Genomic DNA, 16,826 nt, shown 5'->3' on the forward strand with positions numbered 1-16,826 from the left:
ACTGCGGAAGAACCACCATGCTCGTGGTCACCGAACTGCAGACCGAGCCGATCCGGGTCTCGAGCTACCGCTGCGACGCGGGTCCCGATGCCCCGCCTTTCGCCGAGATGCACGAGGGCCATTCGGTCTCGTACGTGCGCAAGGGCAGCTTCGGCTGTCGCACGCGCGGCCATGCCTACGAACTCGTGGCCGGCTCGGTGCTCATCGGCGCGCCGGGCGACGAATACGTCTGCACCCACGACCACCACCTCTGCGGCGACGAGTGCCTGGCCTTCCACCTCTCGCCGGGCTTCGTCGAGCTGATCGGCGGCGGGCGCGGCACCTGGCAGGCCAGCGGCCTGCCGCCGCTGCCCGGGCTGATGGTGCTCGGCGAACTCGCGCAGGCCGCGGTCGAGGGGCGCAGCGACCTCGGCCTCGACGAGGTCGGCATGCAGTTCGCCCATCGCTTCGTCGACCTCGTGGAAGGGCGCGATGCGCCGCGGCCCGGAGCGGCCCCCGCGCGCGACCGGCGCCGCGCCGTCGATGCCGCGATGTGGATCGCCGAGGGTTCGCACGAGGACATCGGCCTCGAGCAGGCCGCGGCCGAGGCCGGGCTCAGCGCCTTCCATTTCCTGCGGCTGTTCTCCCAGGTGCTGGGCGTGACGCCGCACCAGTACCTGGTGCGCTCGCGCCTGCGCCACGCGGCGCGCCTGCTCGCCGACGGCGACCGTCCCGTGACCGAGATCGCGCTCGACGTGGGTTTTGCCGACCTCAGCAATTTCGTGCGCACCTTCCGGCGCGCCGCCGGTGTCTCGCCGGGCGACTTCCGCCGTGCCGCGCGCGGCGACCGCAAGATTCTCCAAGACCGCCTCGCGGCCTTGCTCGACGATGAGCGCCTGATCCATTCATCGACCAGGAAGCCATCGCCATGCACCACGCCATCGAACTCGAACTGACAGTCCCGGCCCGCGCGGGCCGCCATCCCTGAGCGCGAAGGAGCCCGCCATGGCCACCATCCACCGGGAATTCGAACTCGCCGCGAGCGCGGCGCAGGTCTGGGACGCGCTGCGCGACTTCCGTGCCGTGCACGAGCGGCTCGCGCCGGGCTTCCTCACGGCCTGCCGCATCGACGAGGAGGGCGCGCGCGTCCTCGACTTCTCCAACGGCAGCGTGGCGCGCGAGCTGCCGGTGTCGATCGACGAGTCGCTTCGCCGCATCGCCTACACCGTCACGGGCAGCCGCATGCGCCATCACCATGCGTCGGCGCAGGTGTTCGACGCGGGCGAAGGGCGCTCGCGCTTCGTCTGGATCACCGACGTGCTGCCCGACGAACTCGCGCCCCACATCGCCGGCATGATGGACGAGGGCGCGGCCGCGATGAAGAAGAAGCTCGAGGCCGAGGCTCAGAAGTCCTCGAGCGGCAGCCCGACGTAGTTCTCGGCCAGCGAGGTCGAGGCCGCGTGCGAATGCACGAGGTAGTCGAGCTCGGCCTCCTGGATCTTCTGGCCGAAGGCGCCGGTCTCGGGGAAGCGGTGCATCAACGAGGTGAACCACCACGAGAAGCGCTCGGCCTTCCAGACCCGGCGCAGGCACAGGTCGGAATAGCGGTCGAGCGCCGAGGCCGAGCGCTCGCGGTAGAAGATCTCGAAGGCGCGCGACAGGTAGCCCACGTCGGCGGTCGCGAGGTTCAGCCCCTTGGCGCCGGTCGGCGGCACGATGTGCGCCGCGTCGCCGGCCAGGAACAGCGAACCGAAGCGCATCGGCTCGGCCACGAAGCTGCGCAGCGGCGCGATGCTCTTCTCGAGCGATGGGCCGGTCACCAGCCGCTCGCGCGCTTCCGGGTCGAGGCGCGCGCGCAGCTCGTTCCAGAAGGCCTCGTCGCTCCAGTTCTCCACCCGTTCCTCGGTCGGCACCTGCACGTAGTAGCGGCTGCGCGTGGCGCTGCGCATGCTGCACAGCGCGAAGCCGCGTTCGGTGTTGGCGTAGATCAGCTCGTGCGACACCGGCGGCACGTCGGCCAGCACGCCGAGCCAGCCGAAGGGGTAGACCTTCTCGTAGGTCTGGATCGCATCGGCCGGCACGCTCGCGCGGCTCACGCCGTGGTAGCCGTCGCAGCCGGCGATGAAGTCGCACTCGATCTCGTGCGTCTGGCCGTCCTTCTCGTAGCGCACGCGCGGCGAGCGTGAATCGAAGTCGTGCAGGCTCACGTTGGCCGCGCTGTAGACGGTGGCCAGGCCCTCGGCCGCGCGCGCTTCCATCAGGTCGCGCGTCACCTCGGTCTGGCCGTACACCGTGACCTGCTTGCCGCCCGTGAGGCCGTGCATGTCGATGCGGTGGCGCGCGCCCTTGAACAGCAGCTCGATGCCCCCGTGCGGCAGGCCCTCGGCCTTGGCGCGGGCGTCGACGCCGGCACGCTCCAGCAGGTCCATCGTGACCTGCTCGAGCACGCCCGCGCGGATGCGCCCGAGCACGTAGTCGCCGCTCTGGCGTTCGACGATGACGTTGTCGATGCCGGCCTTGAACAGAAGCTGGCCGAGCAGAAGGCCGGCCGGGCCGGCGCCGATGATCGCTACCTGGGTGCGCATGTCGTTGTCTCCGAGAAGTTCCGCGAAGCGTAGGGCGCGCGCGCCGCCCTGGCATGCCGGGCGATGCGGCTGTGTGCGATCATGCGAATGGCTGCGCGATGATCGCGCAACTTCCCGCTTCGCCTCACTCATGACCATCGCCAGAGCCGACTTCATCGAGGGCATCGCCAAGGGAATGGCGGTGCTCGAAAGTTTCGACACCGAGCGCCAGCGCCTCAACGCCACCCTGGCGGCCGAACGCGCCGGCCTCACGCGCGCCGCGGCGCGCCGGCACCTGCTGACCCTGGCGCACCTGGGCTATCTCGAGACCGACGGCAGCTACTTCTGGATGGCGCCCAAGGTGCTGCGCTTCTCGGGCAGCTACCTGGCCTCGTCGCGCCTGCCGCGCGCGCTGCAGCCCACGCTGAACCGGCTCGCGGCGCAGACCGGCGAATCCTTCTCGGCCGTGGTGCTCGACGGCGAGGAGGTGGTGATCGTGGCGCGCAGCGGCAGCTACGGCACGCCCACGCGCGTGCTGGCCTATGGCCTGCACCTGGGCGCGCGGCTGCCGGCCCATGCCACCTCCACCGGCCGCGTGCTGCTGGCCGCGCTGCCGCCGGCCGAGTTCACGCGCTGGCTCACGGGCCGCCACCTGGCGCGCCTCACGCCGCAGACCACCACCCAGGCGCGCGCGTTGCGCCAGCTGGTGACGCGCGCGCGCAAGGAAGACCATTGCTTCGCGAGCGAGGAGCACGAGCTCGGCGTGCAGGCGCTGGCCGTGCCGCTGCGCGACATGCAGGGCCACACGGTGGCCGCGCTCAACGTGGTGCTGTCGGGCGCGCGCTACCAGGAGGAGGCCGTGCGGCGCGACATGCTGCCGCTGCTGTTCGAGGCCGCGCGCGAGGTGCGCGCGCTGCTTTGAACTTCGCCCGATCCGGCCGCCTCGAACCTCGAAACCAGAACTCCAGGAACCCGCCATGCGACTGCTGCTCCTCGAAGACGACGTGATGATCGGCGAAGCCGTGCTCGACCTGCTGCGGGCCGAGCAGTACGCGGTCGACTGGGTCAAGGACGGCGACAGCGCCGAGTCGGCGCTGCGCACCCAGGACTACGACCTGGTGCTGCTCGACCTCGGCGTGCCGCGCCGCGACGGCCTGGAGGTGCTGCGCAACCTGCGTGCGCGCAAGCAGCGCATGCCGGTGCTGATCGCCACCGCGCGCGACTCGATCCAGCAGCGCATCGAGGGCCTGGATGCCGGCGCCGACGACTACGTGCTCAAGCCCTACGACCTCGACGAGCTGCTGGCGCGCATCCGCGCGCTGCTGCGCCGCGCGGCCGGGCGCGCCGAGCCGGTCTACGAACACATGGGCGTGAGCATCAATCCCGCCACCCGCGAGGTCAGCGTGGCCGGCCAGCCCGTGGTGCTGTCGGCGCGCGAATGGGCCGTGCTCGAGCCGCTGCTGGCACGGCCCGGCATGGTGCTCTCGCGCGCGCAGCTCGAGGAGAAGCTCTACAGCTGGAAGGACGAGATCAGCAGCAACGCGGTCGAGGTCTACGTGCACGGCCTGCGCAAGAAGCTCGGCGCGGAGCTGATCCGCAACGTGCGCGGCGTCGGCTACATGGTGCCGAAGGCGTGAGCGGCATGAGCGGCATGAGCGGCGTGATGGGACTGATCGCGCGCATGACCGGCTCGTTGCGCGCGCGCCTCTTGTGGTTCCTGCTCGCGGCCATCGTGCTGGCGGCCGGCGCGCAGGCGCTGGTGGCCTACCGCACCGTGCTCAAGGAGGCCGACGAGATCTTCGACTACCACATGCAGCAGATGGCGCTCTCGCTGCGCGCGGGCCTGCCGCCCAGCGCGGCGGTGGGCGGCCTCGGCGGCGCCGAGCAGAACTTCGATTTCGTGGTGCAGGTCTGGACCGCCGACGGCGTGCGCATCTTCGAGTCGGCCGACCAGGCCGCGCTGCCGCAGCTCGCGGTACTGGGCTTCGCCGACGTGCGCGCGCGCGGCACCACCTACCGCGTGTTCTCGATGCAGACGCGCGGGCTGGTGATCCAGGTGGCGCAGGACATGGCGGCGCGCCAGCACATGGCCGGCACCCTGGCGCTGCGCACCGTCGCGCCGGTGGCGCTGATGGCGCCGCTCCTGATGCTGGTCGTGTGGTGGGTGGTGAGCCGCTCGCTCGCGCCGGTGGCGCGCGTGCGCACCCAGGTGGCCTCGCGCCAGGCCGACGATCTCTCGCCCGTGAGCGAGGAGAAGCTGCCCGACGAGGTACGGCCGCTGGTGCAGGAGCTCAACCTGCTGTTCGACCGCGTGCGGCAGGCCTTCGAGGCGCAGAAGCACTTCGTGGCCGACGCGGCGCACGAGCTGCGCTCGCCGCTGGCCGCACTCAAGCTGCAGGTGCAGGGCCTGCAGCGCGCCAGCGACGACGGCGCGCGCGAGCTCGCCATCGGCCGATTGGTGGCGGGCATCGACCGCGCGACGCGGCTGGTCGAGCAGATGCTCGCGCTCGCGCGCCACGAGGCCAGCATGGCCGCGGGCGCGCCGCCCGAGCCGGTGGTGCTCGCGGAGGTGGCGCGGCTGGCCGTGTCGGATGCCGTGGCCGCGGCCCAGGCGCGGCGCATCGACATCGGCATCGCGCGCGCCGACGAGGGCGCCACGGTGAAGGGCCAGTCCGAGGCGCTGCGCATGCTGCTGCGCAACCTGCTCGAGAACGCCGTGAAGTACACGCCCGAGGAAGGCCGCGTCGACATCGCGATCGCGCGCCTGGACGACGCGGTCGAGCTCAGCGTCGACGACAGCGGCCCGGGCCTGCCGCCCACCGAGCGCGAGCGCGTGCTCGACCGCTTCTACCGCTCGGGCGAGCCGCAGGCGCCGGGCAGCGGACTCGGCCTCTCGATCGTCAAGTCGATCGCCGAGCTGCATGGCGCGAGCGTGGCCCTTGATGCCTCGCCGAGCCTGGGCGGGCTGCGCGTGGTGGTGCGCTTTCCGACGCGGGCCTGAGGGGTCGTCGCCGGCATTTCCCTTTAAGCGGCGCTTAAGTCAGCGCAACGACATTCCTTCCATCGCATCAGCGTCACGACGCAATGAAAGGAACCGATCCATGAACACCCGACTGACTTCGCCCCGTGCCCTGGTCCTGGCCCTGGCCACCGCGGGCGTGATCGGCGCCGTCGGCGCCGGCGCCTACACCAGCGCGCGCGCCGTGGGCACGCCCACCAACGCCACCGCGACCGCACCGGCCGCCATGGTCACGCTGCCCGACTTCTCGACCATCACCGCGCGCGACGGCGCGGCCGTGGTCAACATCAGCGTCACCGGCACCATGAAGGCCTCGGACGACGAGCAGGCCGCGCAGATCCAGGGCATCGATCCCGATGACCCGATGTTCCAGTTCTTCCGCCGCTTCCAGGGGCAGATGAACCCGCGCGGCCAGCAGCAGCGCGACGTGCCGGTGCGCGCCCAGGGCTCGGGCTTCATCGTCGACGCCAACGGCATCATCCTGACCAACGCCCACGTGGTGAAGGACGCGAAGGACGTCACCGTCAAGCTCACCGACCGCCGCGAGTACCGCGCCAAGGTGCTCGGCGCCGATGCCAAGACCGACATCGCGGTGCTCAAGATCGACGCCAGGAACCTGCCCGTGCTCGCGCTGGGCAACACCAAGGACCTGAAGGTCGGCGAATGGGTGCTGGCCATCGGCTCGCCCTTCGGCTTCGAGAACACCGTGACGGCCGGCGTGGTCAGCGCCAAGGGCCGCACGCTGCCCGACGACAGCTACGTGCCCTTCATCCAGACCGACGTGGCCGTGAACCCCGGCAACTCGGGCGGCCCGCTGCTCAACACGCGCGGCGAGGTGGTCGGCATCAACTCGCAGATCTACAGCCGCAGCGGCGGCTACCAGGGCGTGTCGTTCTCGATCCCGATCGACGTGGCGGTGCAGGTCAAGGACCAGATCGTCGCCACCGGCAAGGCCGTGCACGGCCGCCTCGGCGTGGCGGTACAGGAAGTGAACCAGGCTTTCGCCGATTCCTTCAAGCTCGACAAGCCCGAGGGCGCGCTGGTCTCGAACATCGAGAAGGGCGGCCCCGGCGACAAGGCCGGCCTGAAGGCCGGCGACGTGATCCGCAAGGTCGGCGATCAGCCCATCGTGTCCTCGGGCGACCTGCCCGCGGTGATCGGCCAGCAGGCCCCCGGCACCAAGGTCACGCTCGAGGTGTGGCGCCAGGGCGAACGCCAGGAGCTGACGGCGAAGCTCGGCGATGCCAGCGACAAGCCGGCCCAGGTCGCGAAGGCCGACAAGGCCACCGGCCAGGGCAAGCTGGGCCTGGCGCTGCGGCCGCTGCAGCCCGACGAGAAGCGCGAGGCCTCGGTGGAGACCGGCCTGCTGATCGAGGACGCGGCCGGCCCGTCGGCGATGGCCGGCGTGCAGGCCGGCGACGTGCTGCTGGCGATCAACGGCACGCCCGCCAAGACCGTGGAGCAGGTGCGCGAGGTGGTCGCGAAGGCCGACAAGTCGGTGGCGCTGCTGATCCAGCGCGGCGACGACAAGATCTTCGTGCCGGTGCGCATCGGCTGACCGCCCCGGGCCGGACCCCGACGCGCGACGACCGATGAAGCCGCCGCACCGACGGTCTTCGGCCCCGCAGGCCGAGCACCTCGACCCTGCCGACAGCGCCGCCAACGGGCTGTCGGCCCACATCCTGCCGACCTCCGCCACCATGATCGGCGTGTGCATGACCGTGATGTCCATCGGGCACCTCGGTCCGCGCGACGATCTGCGGCTGGTGATCGATCGGCTGCTCGCGGTCGACGCGCTGGTCTTCCTGGCCAGCGCGTTGCTGTCGTTCATCTCGATGCGCATGCGGCGCTCGGGCGCGCGACTCGAGGCCTGGGGCGAGGTGGTGTTCATCGCGGGCCTGGCGCTGCTGGCGCTCGGTGCCGTGGCGCTGACCTTCGCGCTGCGCTGAACCCGGTGGCCGCGTTCAGTGCCGCGGGCAGTCGAGCGCGCCCGGCCACTCGAGCGTGATGCGCGTGCCGCCGGCGGCGTTCTCCCGCGCCTCGGCCGGCTCTATCACCAGCCGCGCGCCGATGCTCAGCGCGCGCGCCCGCATGTTCGCGAGGCCATGCCCCGTGGCCTTCGGCGCGGCGTCCGCGGGCCGCGGACCGATGCCGTCGTCCGTCAGCACGATGCGCACGCGCGGGGGCTGCGCCTCGGCCTGCCAGCGCGCATGCAGCACGATGCGCGTCGCGCGCGCATGCTTGAGCACGTTGGTGAAGGCCTCGAGCAGGATGCGCTGCAGCTGCAGCGCGGCCTGGGCCGAGAACGGCGCCACGGGCGGTATCACGCCCACGTCCCATTCGAGCGCGATGCCGGCCGCGTCCAGCCGCGGCTGCAGCCGGTAGCGCAGGGTGGCGAGCACGGTCGCGAGGTCGTCGTGCGTGGGCTGCAGCGAGTCGACCGCCATGCGCATCTCGTCGAGCGCGAGCTTCACGTGCTCCTCGACCACGGCGCGGTCGGGCGCTGGCTGGGTCACGACGTTGAGCAGGCCCACGAGCTGCGAGCCGACGCCGTCGTGGATCTCGCGCATGATGCGCTGGCGCTCGAGCAGCACGGCTTGTTCCTGCTGCTGCAGCCGCAGCGCGTCGAAGGCCACGCGCAGCTGTCCCTCGCGCTCGGCCACCCGCTCGGCCAGGGTGGCGTTGAGCGCGCCGTAGTCGGCCACGGTGCGGCTGTAGCGGTCGACCACCAGGCCCGCGAGGATCAGCACGAAGAAGAACATCGCGCGCGGCGTCTGCGAGGTGTCGGAGCCGCCGAAGAAGCCCATGCGCATCAGCAGCAGGTCGTACATGCCCGCGAGGATCGCGAGCACGCCCGCCAGCAGCAGCACCATGGCGATCGGCCGGCGCTCCACCCAGGCGCTGCGCGCCACCACCGGCAGGCAGGCCACGCCGGTGAGGTTCAGCAGCACCAGCCCGGCGGTCCACAGCGCCGGCCAGGCCAGCGCGAAGGCCGCGATGGCGCTCGCCATCGCGATACCCATAGCCGCGTAGAGCGCGCGCACCAGCCCCACCGAACCGCGCTGCAGCGCCAGCAGCACGAAGCGCGTGATGAGCCCGATGTGCAGCGCATAGCAGACCGCGACCACCACGCCCCAGAGCGGCCAGGGCAGGTTCATGTCGGGCCGCACCCGGTCGATGTTGTGCGGCAGGCCCGAGAGCGCGGCGAGCGCGAAGCAGCCGTAGAGCGCATGGCGCTGGCGCAGCCAGAGCGCGCCCGACAGGCAGCCCATCAGCGCGAGGACGGCCGCGTTGACGATCACCGAGGTGTGGCGCCAGCGCTGGTAGCCGCGGTAGCGCGGCAGCAGCTCGCGCTCGGTGCCGTACTGCAGCGTGGCCAGTGCCGCGCCGCGCTGGCGTTGCACGGTGGTGCGGATCACCAGTTCCTGCGCGGCGCCGGTGCGCTGCAGCGACGCGGCCACCGGCACGAAGGGCGTGCCCTTGGTGTCGTAGGACGGATCGCCGAGCGTGCCGAAGCCCGCGAGCGGCGTGCCGTTGAACTCGATTGCGACCTGGTTGCCCACGCCCGCGAACAGCAGCGCGGCCGGTTCGCTCGCGGGCGCCGCCGCGGCGGGCAGGGCGATGCGGTAGGTGGCCTTGCCGCCGCGGCCCGGAAAGGCATGGTCCCAGCGGAACGGCAACTGCACTTGGCGTTCCTCGGCGGGCAGGCCGTCGGGTTCGAGGCGGGCCTCGGCGCTGGTGACGGTGTAGGGCGTGGCGGTGCTGCTGGCGATGGCCGGGCCTGCGATCAACAGCAGCGCGGCGACCAGGGCGAACAGGAAGCGCAGATCGGAAGAAGAGGCGGCGGCAGGCTGCTCAGGGCAGCCAGCCCAGGTTGCGCGCCTCGAACACGGCTTCGGACTTGTTGTGGACATCCAGCTTGCCGTAGATATTGCGGATATGGGTTTGAACGGTCGAAGCCGAGACTCCCATCCGCGCGCCGACTTCGGCATAGGTGAAACCACGGGAGACGAGGTCCAGCACCTCCGATTCGCGCGGCGACAGCCGCACCGGCGGCGTGCGAGGGAGTGCCGAGGATGCCATGGCCGAGCCGATCGTGTCCTGGGCCAGCCCGACCAGCGCGGCGGCGCCGGCAGGCACGGGAGCGTCGGTGCGGGCCTGCCAGCGGCGCAGCAGCTGCCGCGCGATCACCGGCGACATCGGCGAGCCGCCCGCGCGCAGGTGGCGGATGTGGGCCGCGAGGTCGCGCTCGGTGCCGTCCTTGAGCAGGTAGCCGCTGGCGCCGGCCTCGAAGGCGCGCAGCATGTTGGCTTCGTCGCCGAAGATCGACAGCACCATCACCGCGCAGGCGGGCTGCATGCCGCGGCAGCGGTCGATGACCTGCAGCCCCGGGATGTCGGGCAGGCCCAGGTCGACCAGCAGCACGTCGACCGGGTTGTCCTCGAGCCAGGCCAGCAGCTCGGTCGCGGTCGAGGCGCAATGGGCCAGGGTCAGCGAGGGGTCGGCATCGATCACGCGGGCGAGGCGCTCGCGCATGCCGGTGTCGTCCTCGACCAGCGCGACCTGCGTGGTCGAGAGAAGGGGAGCGGCTGCGGTGTCGATGGCCATGGCGCGGGACTGCGGTCCTCGGGTGGGCGGACCCGCAGCGTAGGGGCCGACGCGCGCCGTGCCCATCCTATATACGTGGGAGGGGCGCGGGCCGCGCGTTCAGGCGGCCGACATGCGCGCCAGCCGCGACGCCACGCGCTGCAGGTGCGCGCCGAGCTCGGGCGGCGACTCGACCTCGAAGTCGTGCCCCAGGCAGCCGAGCCAGACCGCCAGCGCATCGAGCGAATTGGCCGCGGTCTGGATGCGCGTGCGGTCGGGCGCCACGGCCTCGGGCACGCCGCCGACCCACGACAACTGGCCGTCGAGCGCGGCCACGGGCGCATGCACCAGCACGCGCGCATGGTGCAGGTAGGGCGAGATCTGCAGCGCGTGCTGCATGTAGGCCGCGATGTCGCCGTGCGGCAGCCGCCGCGGCGTGAAGCGCGCGCCGGTGGGCTCGGGATCGACGATGCGGTCGAGCCGGAAGGTGCGCCAGTCCTCGCGGTCCGTGTCCCAGGCCAGCAGGTACCAGCGCTGGCCGGTCTGCACCACGCGGTGCGGCTCCACGCGGCGGCTGCTGACCACCTCGTGGTGGTCGCGGTAGCCGAAGCGCAGCAGCGCGCGGTCGGCGCAGGCCTCGGCGAACAGCGACACCGCCTTGAGCCGGATGTCCGAGCGCTTCTGCAGCACCGGCACCACGGTGGCGCGCAGCTTGTCGAGCCGGCGGCGCAGCCGCGGCGGCATCAGCTGCTCGAGCTTGGCCAGCGCGCGCATCGAGGCGTTCTCGATGTCGTTGCCGCCGTCGCTGGAGGCCGGGCCCACGCCCAGGCCGACCGCCACCGCGATCGCTTCCTCGTCCTCGAGCAGGAGCGGCGGCAGGCTGTTGCCCGCGCCCAGCCGGTAGCCGCCGGCGACGCCCGAGGTGGAATCGACCGTATAGCCGAGGCTGCGCAGCCGGTCGACGTCGCGGCGCAGGGTGCGCTCGGTGATCTCGAGGCGGCGCGCGAGCTCGGCGCCGGTCCAGGCGCGCTGGGCCTGGAACAGCGACAACAGGCGGATGAGGCGGGCGGAGGCGGAGAGCATGGAAGCGATGATGCCTGCGATCGAGGACAGAATCTGTCCGCAATGGACCTTAGTCTTCGGGCCTTCCAACACCTCAGACCCCAGGAGAAAAGCCCATGCTCAAGACCTACAACGGCAGCTGCCACTGCGGCAAGGTTCGCTTCCAGGCCGACATCGATCTCGCGGCCGGCACCGGCCGCTGCAACTGCTCGATCTGCGCCAAGGCGCGCAACTGGGGGGCGATCGTGCGGCCCGAGGCCTTCCGGATGGTCAGTGGCGAGGAGGAGCTGTCGAGCTACCAGTTCGGCTCGTACAGCACGCACCACCTGTTCTGCCGCCATTGCGGCGTGCGGCCCTTCGGCCGCGGCGATGTGGCCGAGGTCGGCGGCAAGTACGTCAGCATCAATGTCAGCTGCCTCGACGACGCCACGCCCGACGAACTGGTGGCCGCGCCCGTGATGTACATGGACGGGCGCAACAACAACTGGTTCAACCCGCCGGCCGAGACGCGGCATCTCTGAAAGACGGGCGATAAAAAGCCCCGCGGCCTGGCGGCGGCGGGGCTGCTCGTCTCTCGCCGCGCTTACTTGCGGCGACGCGCCGGCTGCTCGGCCGGCACATAGGTCTGCGACGGTGCCGCGCCGCCATCCACGCCGAGGCGGCCACCGCCACCCAGGCCCTGGCCGCGCACGGTCTGCGCCTTGTAGTTGCGCAGCGAACGGACCATCTGGTTGAAGGCGTCCATGAAGGCCGCCGCGATCACCTTGCCTTGCGGGGTGCGCGTGTAGCCGCCGATGCCACCGGCCGCGCGGCCGCCGGCGAGGTCGGCGAAGCCGCCGAAGTCGGTCTTCGAGGCGCTGCCTTCCGCCGCCGCGACCTGCACGCCCGAGCGGTTGTCGATCAGGGTCAGCAGCGCCGAGGCTTCCTTGGTCTGCAGGTTCGCGCCCAGGTTCGCGATCGCACGGCCACGGCCACCGCCGACCAGTCCGCCGAGCGCGCCGCCGAGGCCGCCCGCGTCGCTGTTGCTGAACACGATCTCGGGCGACAGGCCGTAGTCCGACGCGACCATCTGGCCGCGGCCGAAGTTGCTGCCGCCACGCATCTCGCCCGACTGCTGCAGCGCGCGCTCGCGCGTCATCGCGTTCATGCCGGCCGCGCCGCGCTCGACCACCACGAAGCAGTTCGATTGCTGCACCAGCAGGCGCAGCAGGTTGGCGGTGGGCGGCAGCTTGTATTCGCCGGTCAGCACCGTGTACCAGCCGGCATTCACGTTCTCGATCAGCGAGACGGTGCCCAGCGGCGAGTCGCAGCGCTCGAGCGCGCTGCTTTCGCCCGAGGTGGCGGCGCCGGCCGCGCTGCCCGTGGCGACGGTCTTGGCCGATTGGCTGCCCATCTGCATGTCCATGGTCTGGCAACCCGAGAGGGCCAGCAGGCCGGCCAGTGCGCTTGCGAGAGAAAGTTTGGAAAAAGCCATGTCCCGATCTATCAAGTGAAACAACACGGCGCCCGCGCGGCAGGCGCCCCTATCGAACAGCCGAAGGTGGGACCGCGTGGCCAATACGAGCTCCCGATTCGATACCGCGTCGCAAGCGACCGCGCGACGATACGGACCGGTCACCCGGTACGCCAGTGTCGAAAGTCATGTGCGCATGCGCGTCGTCCGCGGTGCGGAGTCCGGCATGGCCTGGGATGGAAAACGGCTCCTCGACCTCGGCTCGAACGGGGGCTCTTGGAAGGTGGCCCATCTTCGAAACGCGCCGCCTGGTGCGCTGCGCGAACGGCAAGGCCCGGGGGCTTGCGCGACGCGCCGGCCGGCGTAGCGAGGCGCGATTATCCATCCGGAAATCTTCAGAAAAGATGAGCGCGACGACGGTGTTCTCACCGAGCGCTTCGAGTGAAAACCTTCATCTTATTTTTGACGCCCAGTTAACATTTCATCGTTGGCGGAGGGTTGTGGCGCGTGATGGATCTCACGCGGCCCGCAGTCGGCTGGCGTTGTTTTGCTTTTTTCCTCACTTCCAGAATCAGGAGTTTTCAGATGGCAACCACCAAGAAGAACGTCGTTGGAGAAGCGGCAGCCGAACTCACGCGCCAGCAGGTGCAGCAGGCCCTGGCGATCGCGGGCGCGGCGGAATTCAGCGGCTCGACCGACCCGGCCTTCGTCGGCTCCGTGCTCGTGGCGCTGGCCATCAACACGAGCTCGGTCAGCGCGACCATCGACAACGCGAAGACCCGCCGCGATGCGACTGGCGGCGGCGTGACGGCGCACTGATCGAACGGCCGGAAAACGAAAGGCCGGCAAGCGCGATGCCTGCCGGCCTGGGTGGATCGGGTGTGGACGCGAGCCCGATGACGCCTGGTCTTCGCGATGCCGCGGTTCAGCGCGCGGCCCGCCTCATCGCATCGTCATTCGCAGCGAAACAGCACGCCGCTCTCGGCCGGTGCCTTGCCGAGCCAGCGCGGGCTCTGGCTCTTGTTGTCGCAGTAGATCTGTGCCTGCGTGTAGGTGGTGGCGCGCAGAACGCCTTCGCGGAACTGCATCACTTCGTTCGGGGGCGTCGAGCAGCCGGCGATGGCCAGCGCGCAGGGGATCGACAGGAGGGCCAGGAGGGACGGTGCATGCCAGTTCATCGCACGATTCTCCGACATTCCCGTGTCTGCCAAGACATGCACCTTCGCGCCCGACGCTTCATCCCTGATTGGCCGCGGCCGCCGCACCCGGGTACAGGTATCTGAAGTAGGGCCCCGAGCTGCCGAACAGTCTTGCCGCGAGCTGCACCGGATCTTCGGCGCTGTGCTTCTCGTAGAGCACCGGTCCCCAGATGATGAAGCCGTCGATGCTGAGCGTGGCGGGCGCGGGCTCGATCGCCTTCCAGGCATGGGCGAATTTCGAGATCCAGGCGAGGGCGTCGGTCAGCGCGTAGTTGGGCACGACCACCGGTTGTTCGATGCGGGGCATGGCGGTACTCCTGGGTTGAGAGAACTGTACAAATATACAGTAAACTACGGCCCATGGCAGGCGCGCGGCGCACCACTTTCCATTCTCCTTGACGGGTTGCCCGTCCCTTTGATGCTTGACTGCAAGAAGGCTTGAGCCCGGTCCGATGCCGGGCTTTTTTTTGCGCGCGCGATTTGTTGATGGCGGCGTCATCGCGCTGCATGCGGGCGATGAAGAAAGAGCGGATGCGATGCGTGCGATCGGCCATCGATCGTGTTGCCGCATTCGTTCTTCGGCACGCGTTTGCAGGTCGATGCGCGAGCACAAAGGAAAATGCCCCGCTACCTTGTGAGTAGCGGGGCATCCAGTAGCCTTGCGGCTTGTTTTTGGCTCCTCGACCTGGGCTCGAACCAGGGACCTACGGATTAACAGTCCGGCGCTCTACCGACTGAGCTATCGAGGAACAAGCCTCAGATTATAGCGTCGTTTTTGAGGGTCTGGCAAACCGACGCAACTTTTCGCTAAAAAAGTTCAGAGCGCGATGCTCACGCCCAGTCGCAGCGTGCGCGGCGCGCCCGGGAACAGGTAGACGTGGCTGAACTGGTAGGGCGATTCCTTCCAGTAGCGGCGATCGAAGACGTTGTCGACAGCCAGCGACCAACTGGTGTTCACGCCGTTGAGCTTGGTGTCGTAGCGCAGCACCGCATCGAGGCGCGTCCACGACGGCAGTCGGATCGAACCATCGGGCAGCACGTTGCGCCGGCCTTCGTACGACAGCTGTCCCGCGATCTCGAGGCCCGCCACCGCGGGCACGCGGTAGGCGACCTGCGCGCGCAGCACCTGCTTGGGCACGTTGGTCGGCGACTGTCCGTTGAGCGCGGGATCGGCCGTGCTGCCGCGGCGCTTCGCGTCGATGACCGACACGCTGCCGCCGAGGCGCCACGGTCCCTGGTTCCATTGCGCACCGGCCTCGAGTCCGCGATGCACGGCGCGGCCGTCGTTGCGCACCGTGCACGATTCGCCGCAGGCATCGAGGTTGGTCAGCGGCCGCGAGATGTCGAACCACGCGAGCTGCCAGTTGAAGGCCTCGTTGCCGCCCTTGAGGCCCAGCTCCCATTGGCGCGACGCGAGCGCCGCGAGCGCCTGCCCCGCATTGCCGTAGAGGTCGGGGCGGTTCGGCACCACCTGCGACTCCACGCCCTTGCCCCAGCTCGCATAGGCCAGCAGCTCGGGCCGCAGCACGTAGCTCACGGCCACCCACGGCGTGGTTACGTTTTGCTTGTAGCCGGTCGGGTTCGAGCCGTCGTTGCCGATGCTGCTGCGGTCGAGTCGCGTGTGGCGCACGCCGACCCAGGTGGTGAAGCGCTCGTTCCAGCGGATCGCGTCCTGCAGGGTGAGCTCGGTCGAGCGCTCGTCGCGGTTGGTCTGCGGCGTGGTGGCGTCGGGCGCCGGCGGCACGAAGGAGGTCGCCCAGATGTTGCCGGTGCCCGCGTAGTTGTAGGCCTGGTTCTGGAAGCGGTTGCGCACGCGGCTTTGCAGCAGGCCGATGCCGAGCTCGTGCCGCACGCTGCCCGTCATCACGTTGCCCTTGAGGTTGAGGCTGCCCGCGGTCTGCGTGCGGCGCTCGTTCTCGCTGCGGAAATCGTAGACGTCGAAGGTGCCGTCGCTGCAGTAGCGGTCGTAGTTGCCCTCGGCGCCGCAACCGAAGGCATAGGCCAGGCGGTCGTCGGTGCGCAGCCGTTGCCGGCCGAGCTGCGCGCTCCAGCGCCAGTCGGCGTCGATGGCCTGGCTGAAGCGCAGCGTGCCGGTCAGCGCATCGAATTCCGAAGGCTGCGACCAGGGCTGGTTGTTGAGGTTGATGCGCGGATCGACCGGCGCCGGCAACCGGGCACCCAGCAGGCTGTAGCCATTCTGGCTCGGCTGCGTCTTGTGGCTCTTCTCGATCTCGAACTCGAGCACCGAGTCGCGCGTGATGCGCCAGTCGGCCGCGAGCGAGAACAGGTTGCGGTTGCCGTCGAGGTCGTGCACCAGCGGCTTGAGGTTCTCGGCCGCGACGTTGATCCGGTAGCCGAACTCGCGCTGCGCGCCGAAGCGCCCGCCGAGGTCGACCGCGCCGAGCAGGCTGCCGCGGCTGGTGGTCTCGATGCGCACGGTGCGCAGGTCGTGCTCGGTCGGCCGCTTGACCACGTAGTTGACGAGCCCGCCCGGCGCGCTGGTGCCGGCCTGGATGCCGCTGGTGCCGCGCAGGATCTCGACGCGCTCCTTGTTGTCGAGCGGGATCGAGGTCTCGGCGCTGATCGGCAGGCCCTCGCGCCGGTAGTTGAAGCGGTTGTCGAGCACGAAGCCGCGCACCGTGAGGTAGTCCCAGTAGCCGGCCGAGTTGTAGGCATCGGTCACCGATGCATCGAACTGCGTGAGGTCCGCGAGGCGGCGCGCACCGCTCGCGCGCAGCTGGTTGCTGTCGATCACGGTGGCCGACAGCGGCAGCTCGCGCAGCGGCACGTCGCCGAAGCCGCTGATCTCGGCCGGTGGCGCGAGCGTGGCGGGGTTCACGGTCACGGCCGGCAGCGCGGTGGTGTCCTGTGCCTGGGCGAAGGCACCGTGAGCAGCGAGCAGCGCGGCCATCGCGCAGGCGACGGGGGTGCGGGAAAGAAGAAGAGAAGGATGCGTCATTCGG

17 protein-coding genes and 1 tRNA gene are annotated in these 16,826 nt (G+C 70.3%); 9 read left to right on the forward strand and 9 right to left on the reverse strand.

Annotated features, from left to right (window positions below; translation table 11 throughout):
• Positions 1-17: 17 nt before the first annotated feature.
• Both ACODT0_RS22375 and ACODT0_RS22380 read left to right on the forward strand, forming a co-directional pair.
• Complete coding sequence (locus ACODT0_RS22375) at positions 18-935, forward strand: helix-turn-helix transcriptional regulator (RefSeq protein WP_489042292.1); 918 nt, start codon at positions 18-20, stop codon at positions 933-935.
• Between the two features lie 49 nt (positions 936-984).
• On the forward strand, positions 985-1,413 hold the full coding sequence (locus tag ACODT0_RS22380) for an SRPBCC family protein (RefSeq protein ID WP_057592475.1): 429 nt from the start codon (positions 985-987) through the stop codon (positions 1,411-1,413).
• Here ACODT0_RS22380 and pobA read toward each other — a convergent pair.
• The gene (pobA, locus tag ACODT0_RS22385) at positions 1,383-2,564 is read right to left on the reverse strand and encodes a 4-hydroxybenzoate 3-monooxygenase (RefSeq protein WP_261213778.1); all 1,182 of its coding nucleotides are present in this window, start codon (positions 2,562-2,564) and stop codon (positions 1,383-1,385) included. The genes ACODT0_RS22380 and pobA overlap by 31 nt on opposite strands.
• A 130-nt stretch (positions 2,565-2,694) precedes the next feature.
• Here pobA and ACODT0_RS22390 point away from each other — a divergent pair, with 130 nt between their 5' ends.
• The 5 genes from ACODT0_RS22390 (at position 2,695) to ACODT0_RS22410 (ending at position 7,511) form a co-directional block, all read left to right on the forward strand.
• The gene (locus ACODT0_RS22390) at positions 2,695-3,465 is read left to right on the forward strand and encodes an IclR family transcriptional regulator domain-containing protein (RefSeq protein WP_057592473.1); all 771 of its coding nucleotides are present in this window, start codon (positions 2,695-2,697) and stop codon (positions 3,463-3,465) included.
• Between the two features lie 55 nt (positions 3,466-3,520).
• Positions 3,521-4,180 (forward strand): response regulator, encoded by a 660-nt coding sequence (locus ACODT0_RS22395; protein ID WP_057592472.1) that lies wholly within the window; start codon positions 3,521-3,523, stop codon positions 4,178-4,180.
• 5 nt (positions 4,181-4,185) lie between these two features.
• Complete coding sequence (locus ACODT0_RS22400) at positions 4,186-5,544, forward strand: ATP-binding protein (protein ID WP_489042293.1); 1,359 nt, start codon at positions 4,186-4,188, stop codon at positions 5,542-5,544.
• Between the two features lie 100 nt (positions 5,545-5,644).
• Entirely contained in the window at positions 5,645-7,120 is a 1,476-nt protein-coding gene (locus ACODT0_RS22405) for a DegQ family serine endoprotease (RefSeq protein WP_489042294.1), read from the forward strand.
• Positions 7,121-7,154: 34 nt separating this feature from the next.
• Positions 7,155-7,511, forward strand: coding sequence for a hypothetical protein (locus ACODT0_RS22410; RefSeq protein WP_057592470.1), 357 nt, complete (start codon positions 7,155-7,157; stop codon positions 7,509-7,511).
• A 15-nt stretch (positions 7,512-7,526) separates the two neighbouring features.
• Here ACODT0_RS22410 and ACODT0_RS22415 read toward each other — a convergent pair whose 3' ends face one another.
• The 3 genes from ACODT0_RS22415 to ACODT0_RS22425 all read right to left on the reverse strand — a co-directional run bounded on the left by ACODT0_RS22415 (position 7,527) and on the right by ACODT0_RS22425 (position 11,232).
• On the reverse strand, positions 7,527-9,353 hold the full coding sequence (locus tag ACODT0_RS22415; protein ID WP_489042295.1) for a sensor histidine kinase: 1,827 nt from the start codon (positions 9,351-9,353) through the stop codon (positions 7,527-7,529).
• 64 nt (positions 9,354-9,417) lie between these two features.
• The gene (locus tag ACODT0_RS22420; RefSeq protein ID WP_057592468.1) at positions 9,418-10,170 is read right to left on the reverse strand and encodes a response regulator transcription factor; all 753 of its coding nucleotides are present in this window, start codon (positions 10,168-10,170) and stop codon (positions 9,418-9,420) included.
• 99 nt (positions 10,171-10,269) lie between these two features.
• Positions 10,270-11,232: a helix-turn-helix transcriptional regulator gene (locus ACODT0_RS22425; protein WP_422097201.1), complete on the reverse strand. Its 963-nt coding sequence runs from the start codon at positions 11,230-11,232 to the stop codon at positions 10,270-10,272.
• 95 nt (positions 11,233-11,327) lie between these two features.
• Here ACODT0_RS22425 and ACODT0_RS22430 point away from each other — a divergent pair, with 95 nt between their 5' ends.
• A complete protein-coding gene (locus ACODT0_RS22430; protein WP_057592466.1) occupies positions 11,328-11,732 on the forward strand; it encodes a GFA family protein in 405 nt (134 codons plus the stop codon).
• 62 nt (positions 11,733-11,794) lie between these two features.
• Here ACODT0_RS22430 and ACODT0_RS22435 read toward each other — a convergent pair whose 3' ends face one another.
• Complete coding sequence (locus ACODT0_RS22435; protein ID WP_057592465.1) at positions 11,795-12,685, reverse strand: CsgG/HfaB family protein; 891 nt, start codon at positions 12,683-12,685, stop codon at positions 11,795-11,797.
• 564 nt (positions 12,686-13,249) lie between these two features.
• Here ACODT0_RS22435 and ACODT0_RS22440 point away from each other — a divergent pair.
• Positions 13,250-13,483: a hypothetical protein gene (locus ACODT0_RS22440; protein WP_057598089.1), complete on the forward strand. Its 234-nt coding sequence runs from the start codon at positions 13,250-13,252 to the stop codon at positions 13,481-13,483.
• A 134-nt stretch (positions 13,484-13,617) separates the two neighbouring features.
• Here the strand turns inward: ACODT0_RS22440 and ACODT0_RS22445 are convergent, their stop codons facing one another.
• From ACODT0_RS22445 to ACODT0_RS22460, 4 genes are all read right to left on the reverse strand, one after another.
• A complete protein-coding gene (locus tag ACODT0_RS22445) occupies positions 13,618-13,842 on the reverse strand; it encodes a hypothetical protein (protein WP_057596660.1) in 225 nt (74 codons plus the stop codon).
• 58 nt (positions 13,843-13,900) lie between these two features.
• Entirely contained in the window at positions 13,901-14,170 is a 270-nt protein-coding gene (locus ACODT0_RS22450; protein ID WP_057596661.1) for a hypothetical protein, read from the reverse strand.
• 366 nt (positions 14,171-14,536) lie between these two features.
• A tRNA-Asn gene (locus ACODT0_RS22455) sits at positions 14,537-14,612 on the reverse strand.
• Positions 14,613-14,680: 68 nt separating this feature from the next.
• A complete protein-coding gene (locus ACODT0_RS22460; protein WP_489042296.1) occupies positions 14,681-16,822 on the reverse strand; it encodes a TonB-dependent siderophore receptor in 2,142 nt (713 codons plus the stop codon).
• Positions 16,823-16,826 lie beyond the last annotated feature (4 nt).

This window comes from Variovorax sp. FG153 (genome assembly GCF_057809595.1).

Bases quoted from the DNA above. Each gene is read 5' to 3' on its own strand.
- ACODT0_RS22375 (WP_489042292.1), top strand. From the start codon at position 18: ATGCTCGTGGTCACCGAACTGCAGACCGAGCCGATCCGGGTCTCGAGC.
- ACODT0_RS22380 (WP_057592475.1), top strand. From the start codon at position 985: ATGGCCACCATCCACCGGGAATTCGAACTCGCCGCGAGCGCGGCGCAG.
- pobA (WP_261213778.1), bottom strand. From the start codon at position 2,564: ATGCGCACCCAGGTAGCGATCATCGGCGCCGGCCCGGCCGGCCTTCTG.
- ACODT0_RS22390 (WP_057592473.1), top strand. From the start codon at position 2,695: ATGACCATCGCCAGAGCCGACTTCATCGAGGGCATCGCCAAGGGAATG.
- ACODT0_RS22395 (WP_057592472.1), top strand. From the start codon at position 3,521: ATGCGACTGCTGCTCCTCGAAGACGACGTGATGATCGGCGAAGCCGTG.
- ACODT0_RS22400 (WP_489042293.1), top strand. From the start codon at position 4,186: ATGAGCGGCATGAGCGGCGTGATGGGACTGATCGCGCGCATGACCGGC.
- ACODT0_RS22405 (WP_489042294.1), top strand. From the start codon at position 5,645: ATGAACACCCGACTGACTTCGCCCCGTGCCCTGGTCCTGGCCCTGGCC.
- ACODT0_RS22410 (WP_057592470.1), top strand. From the start codon at position 7,155: ATGAAGCCGCCGCACCGACGGTCTTCGGCCCCGCAGGCCGAGCACCTC.
- ACODT0_RS22420 (WP_057592468.1), bottom strand. From the start codon at position 10,170: ATGGCCATCGACACCGCAGCCGCTCCCCTTCTCTCGACCACGCAGGTC.
- ACODT0_RS22425 (WP_422097201.1), bottom strand. From the start codon at position 11,232: ATGCTCTCCGCCTCCGCCCGCCTCATCCGCCTGTTGTCGCTGTTCCAG.
- ACODT0_RS22430 (WP_057592466.1), top strand. From the start codon at position 11,328: ATGCTCAAGACCTACAACGGCAGCTGCCACTGCGGCAAGGTTCGCTTC.
- ACODT0_RS22435 (WP_057592465.1), bottom strand. From the start codon at position 12,685: ATGGCTTTTTCCAAACTTTCTCTCGCAAGCGCACTGGCCGGCCTGCTG.
- ACODT0_RS22440 (WP_057598089.1), top strand. From the start codon at position 13,250: ATGGCAACCACCAAGAAGAACGTCGTTGGAGAAGCGGCAGCCGAACTC.
- ACODT0_RS22445 (WP_057596660.1), bottom strand. From the start codon at position 13,842: ATGAACTGGCATGCACCGTCCCTCCTGGCCCTCCTGTCGATCCCCTGC.
- ACODT0_RS22450 (WP_057596661.1), bottom strand. From the start codon at position 14,170: ATGCCCCGCATCGAACAACCGGTGGTCGTGCCCAACTACGCGCTGACC.
- ACODT0_RS22460 (WP_489042296.1), bottom strand. From the start codon at position 16,822: ATGACGCATCCTTCTCTTCTTCTTTCCCGCACCCCCGTCGCCTGCGCG.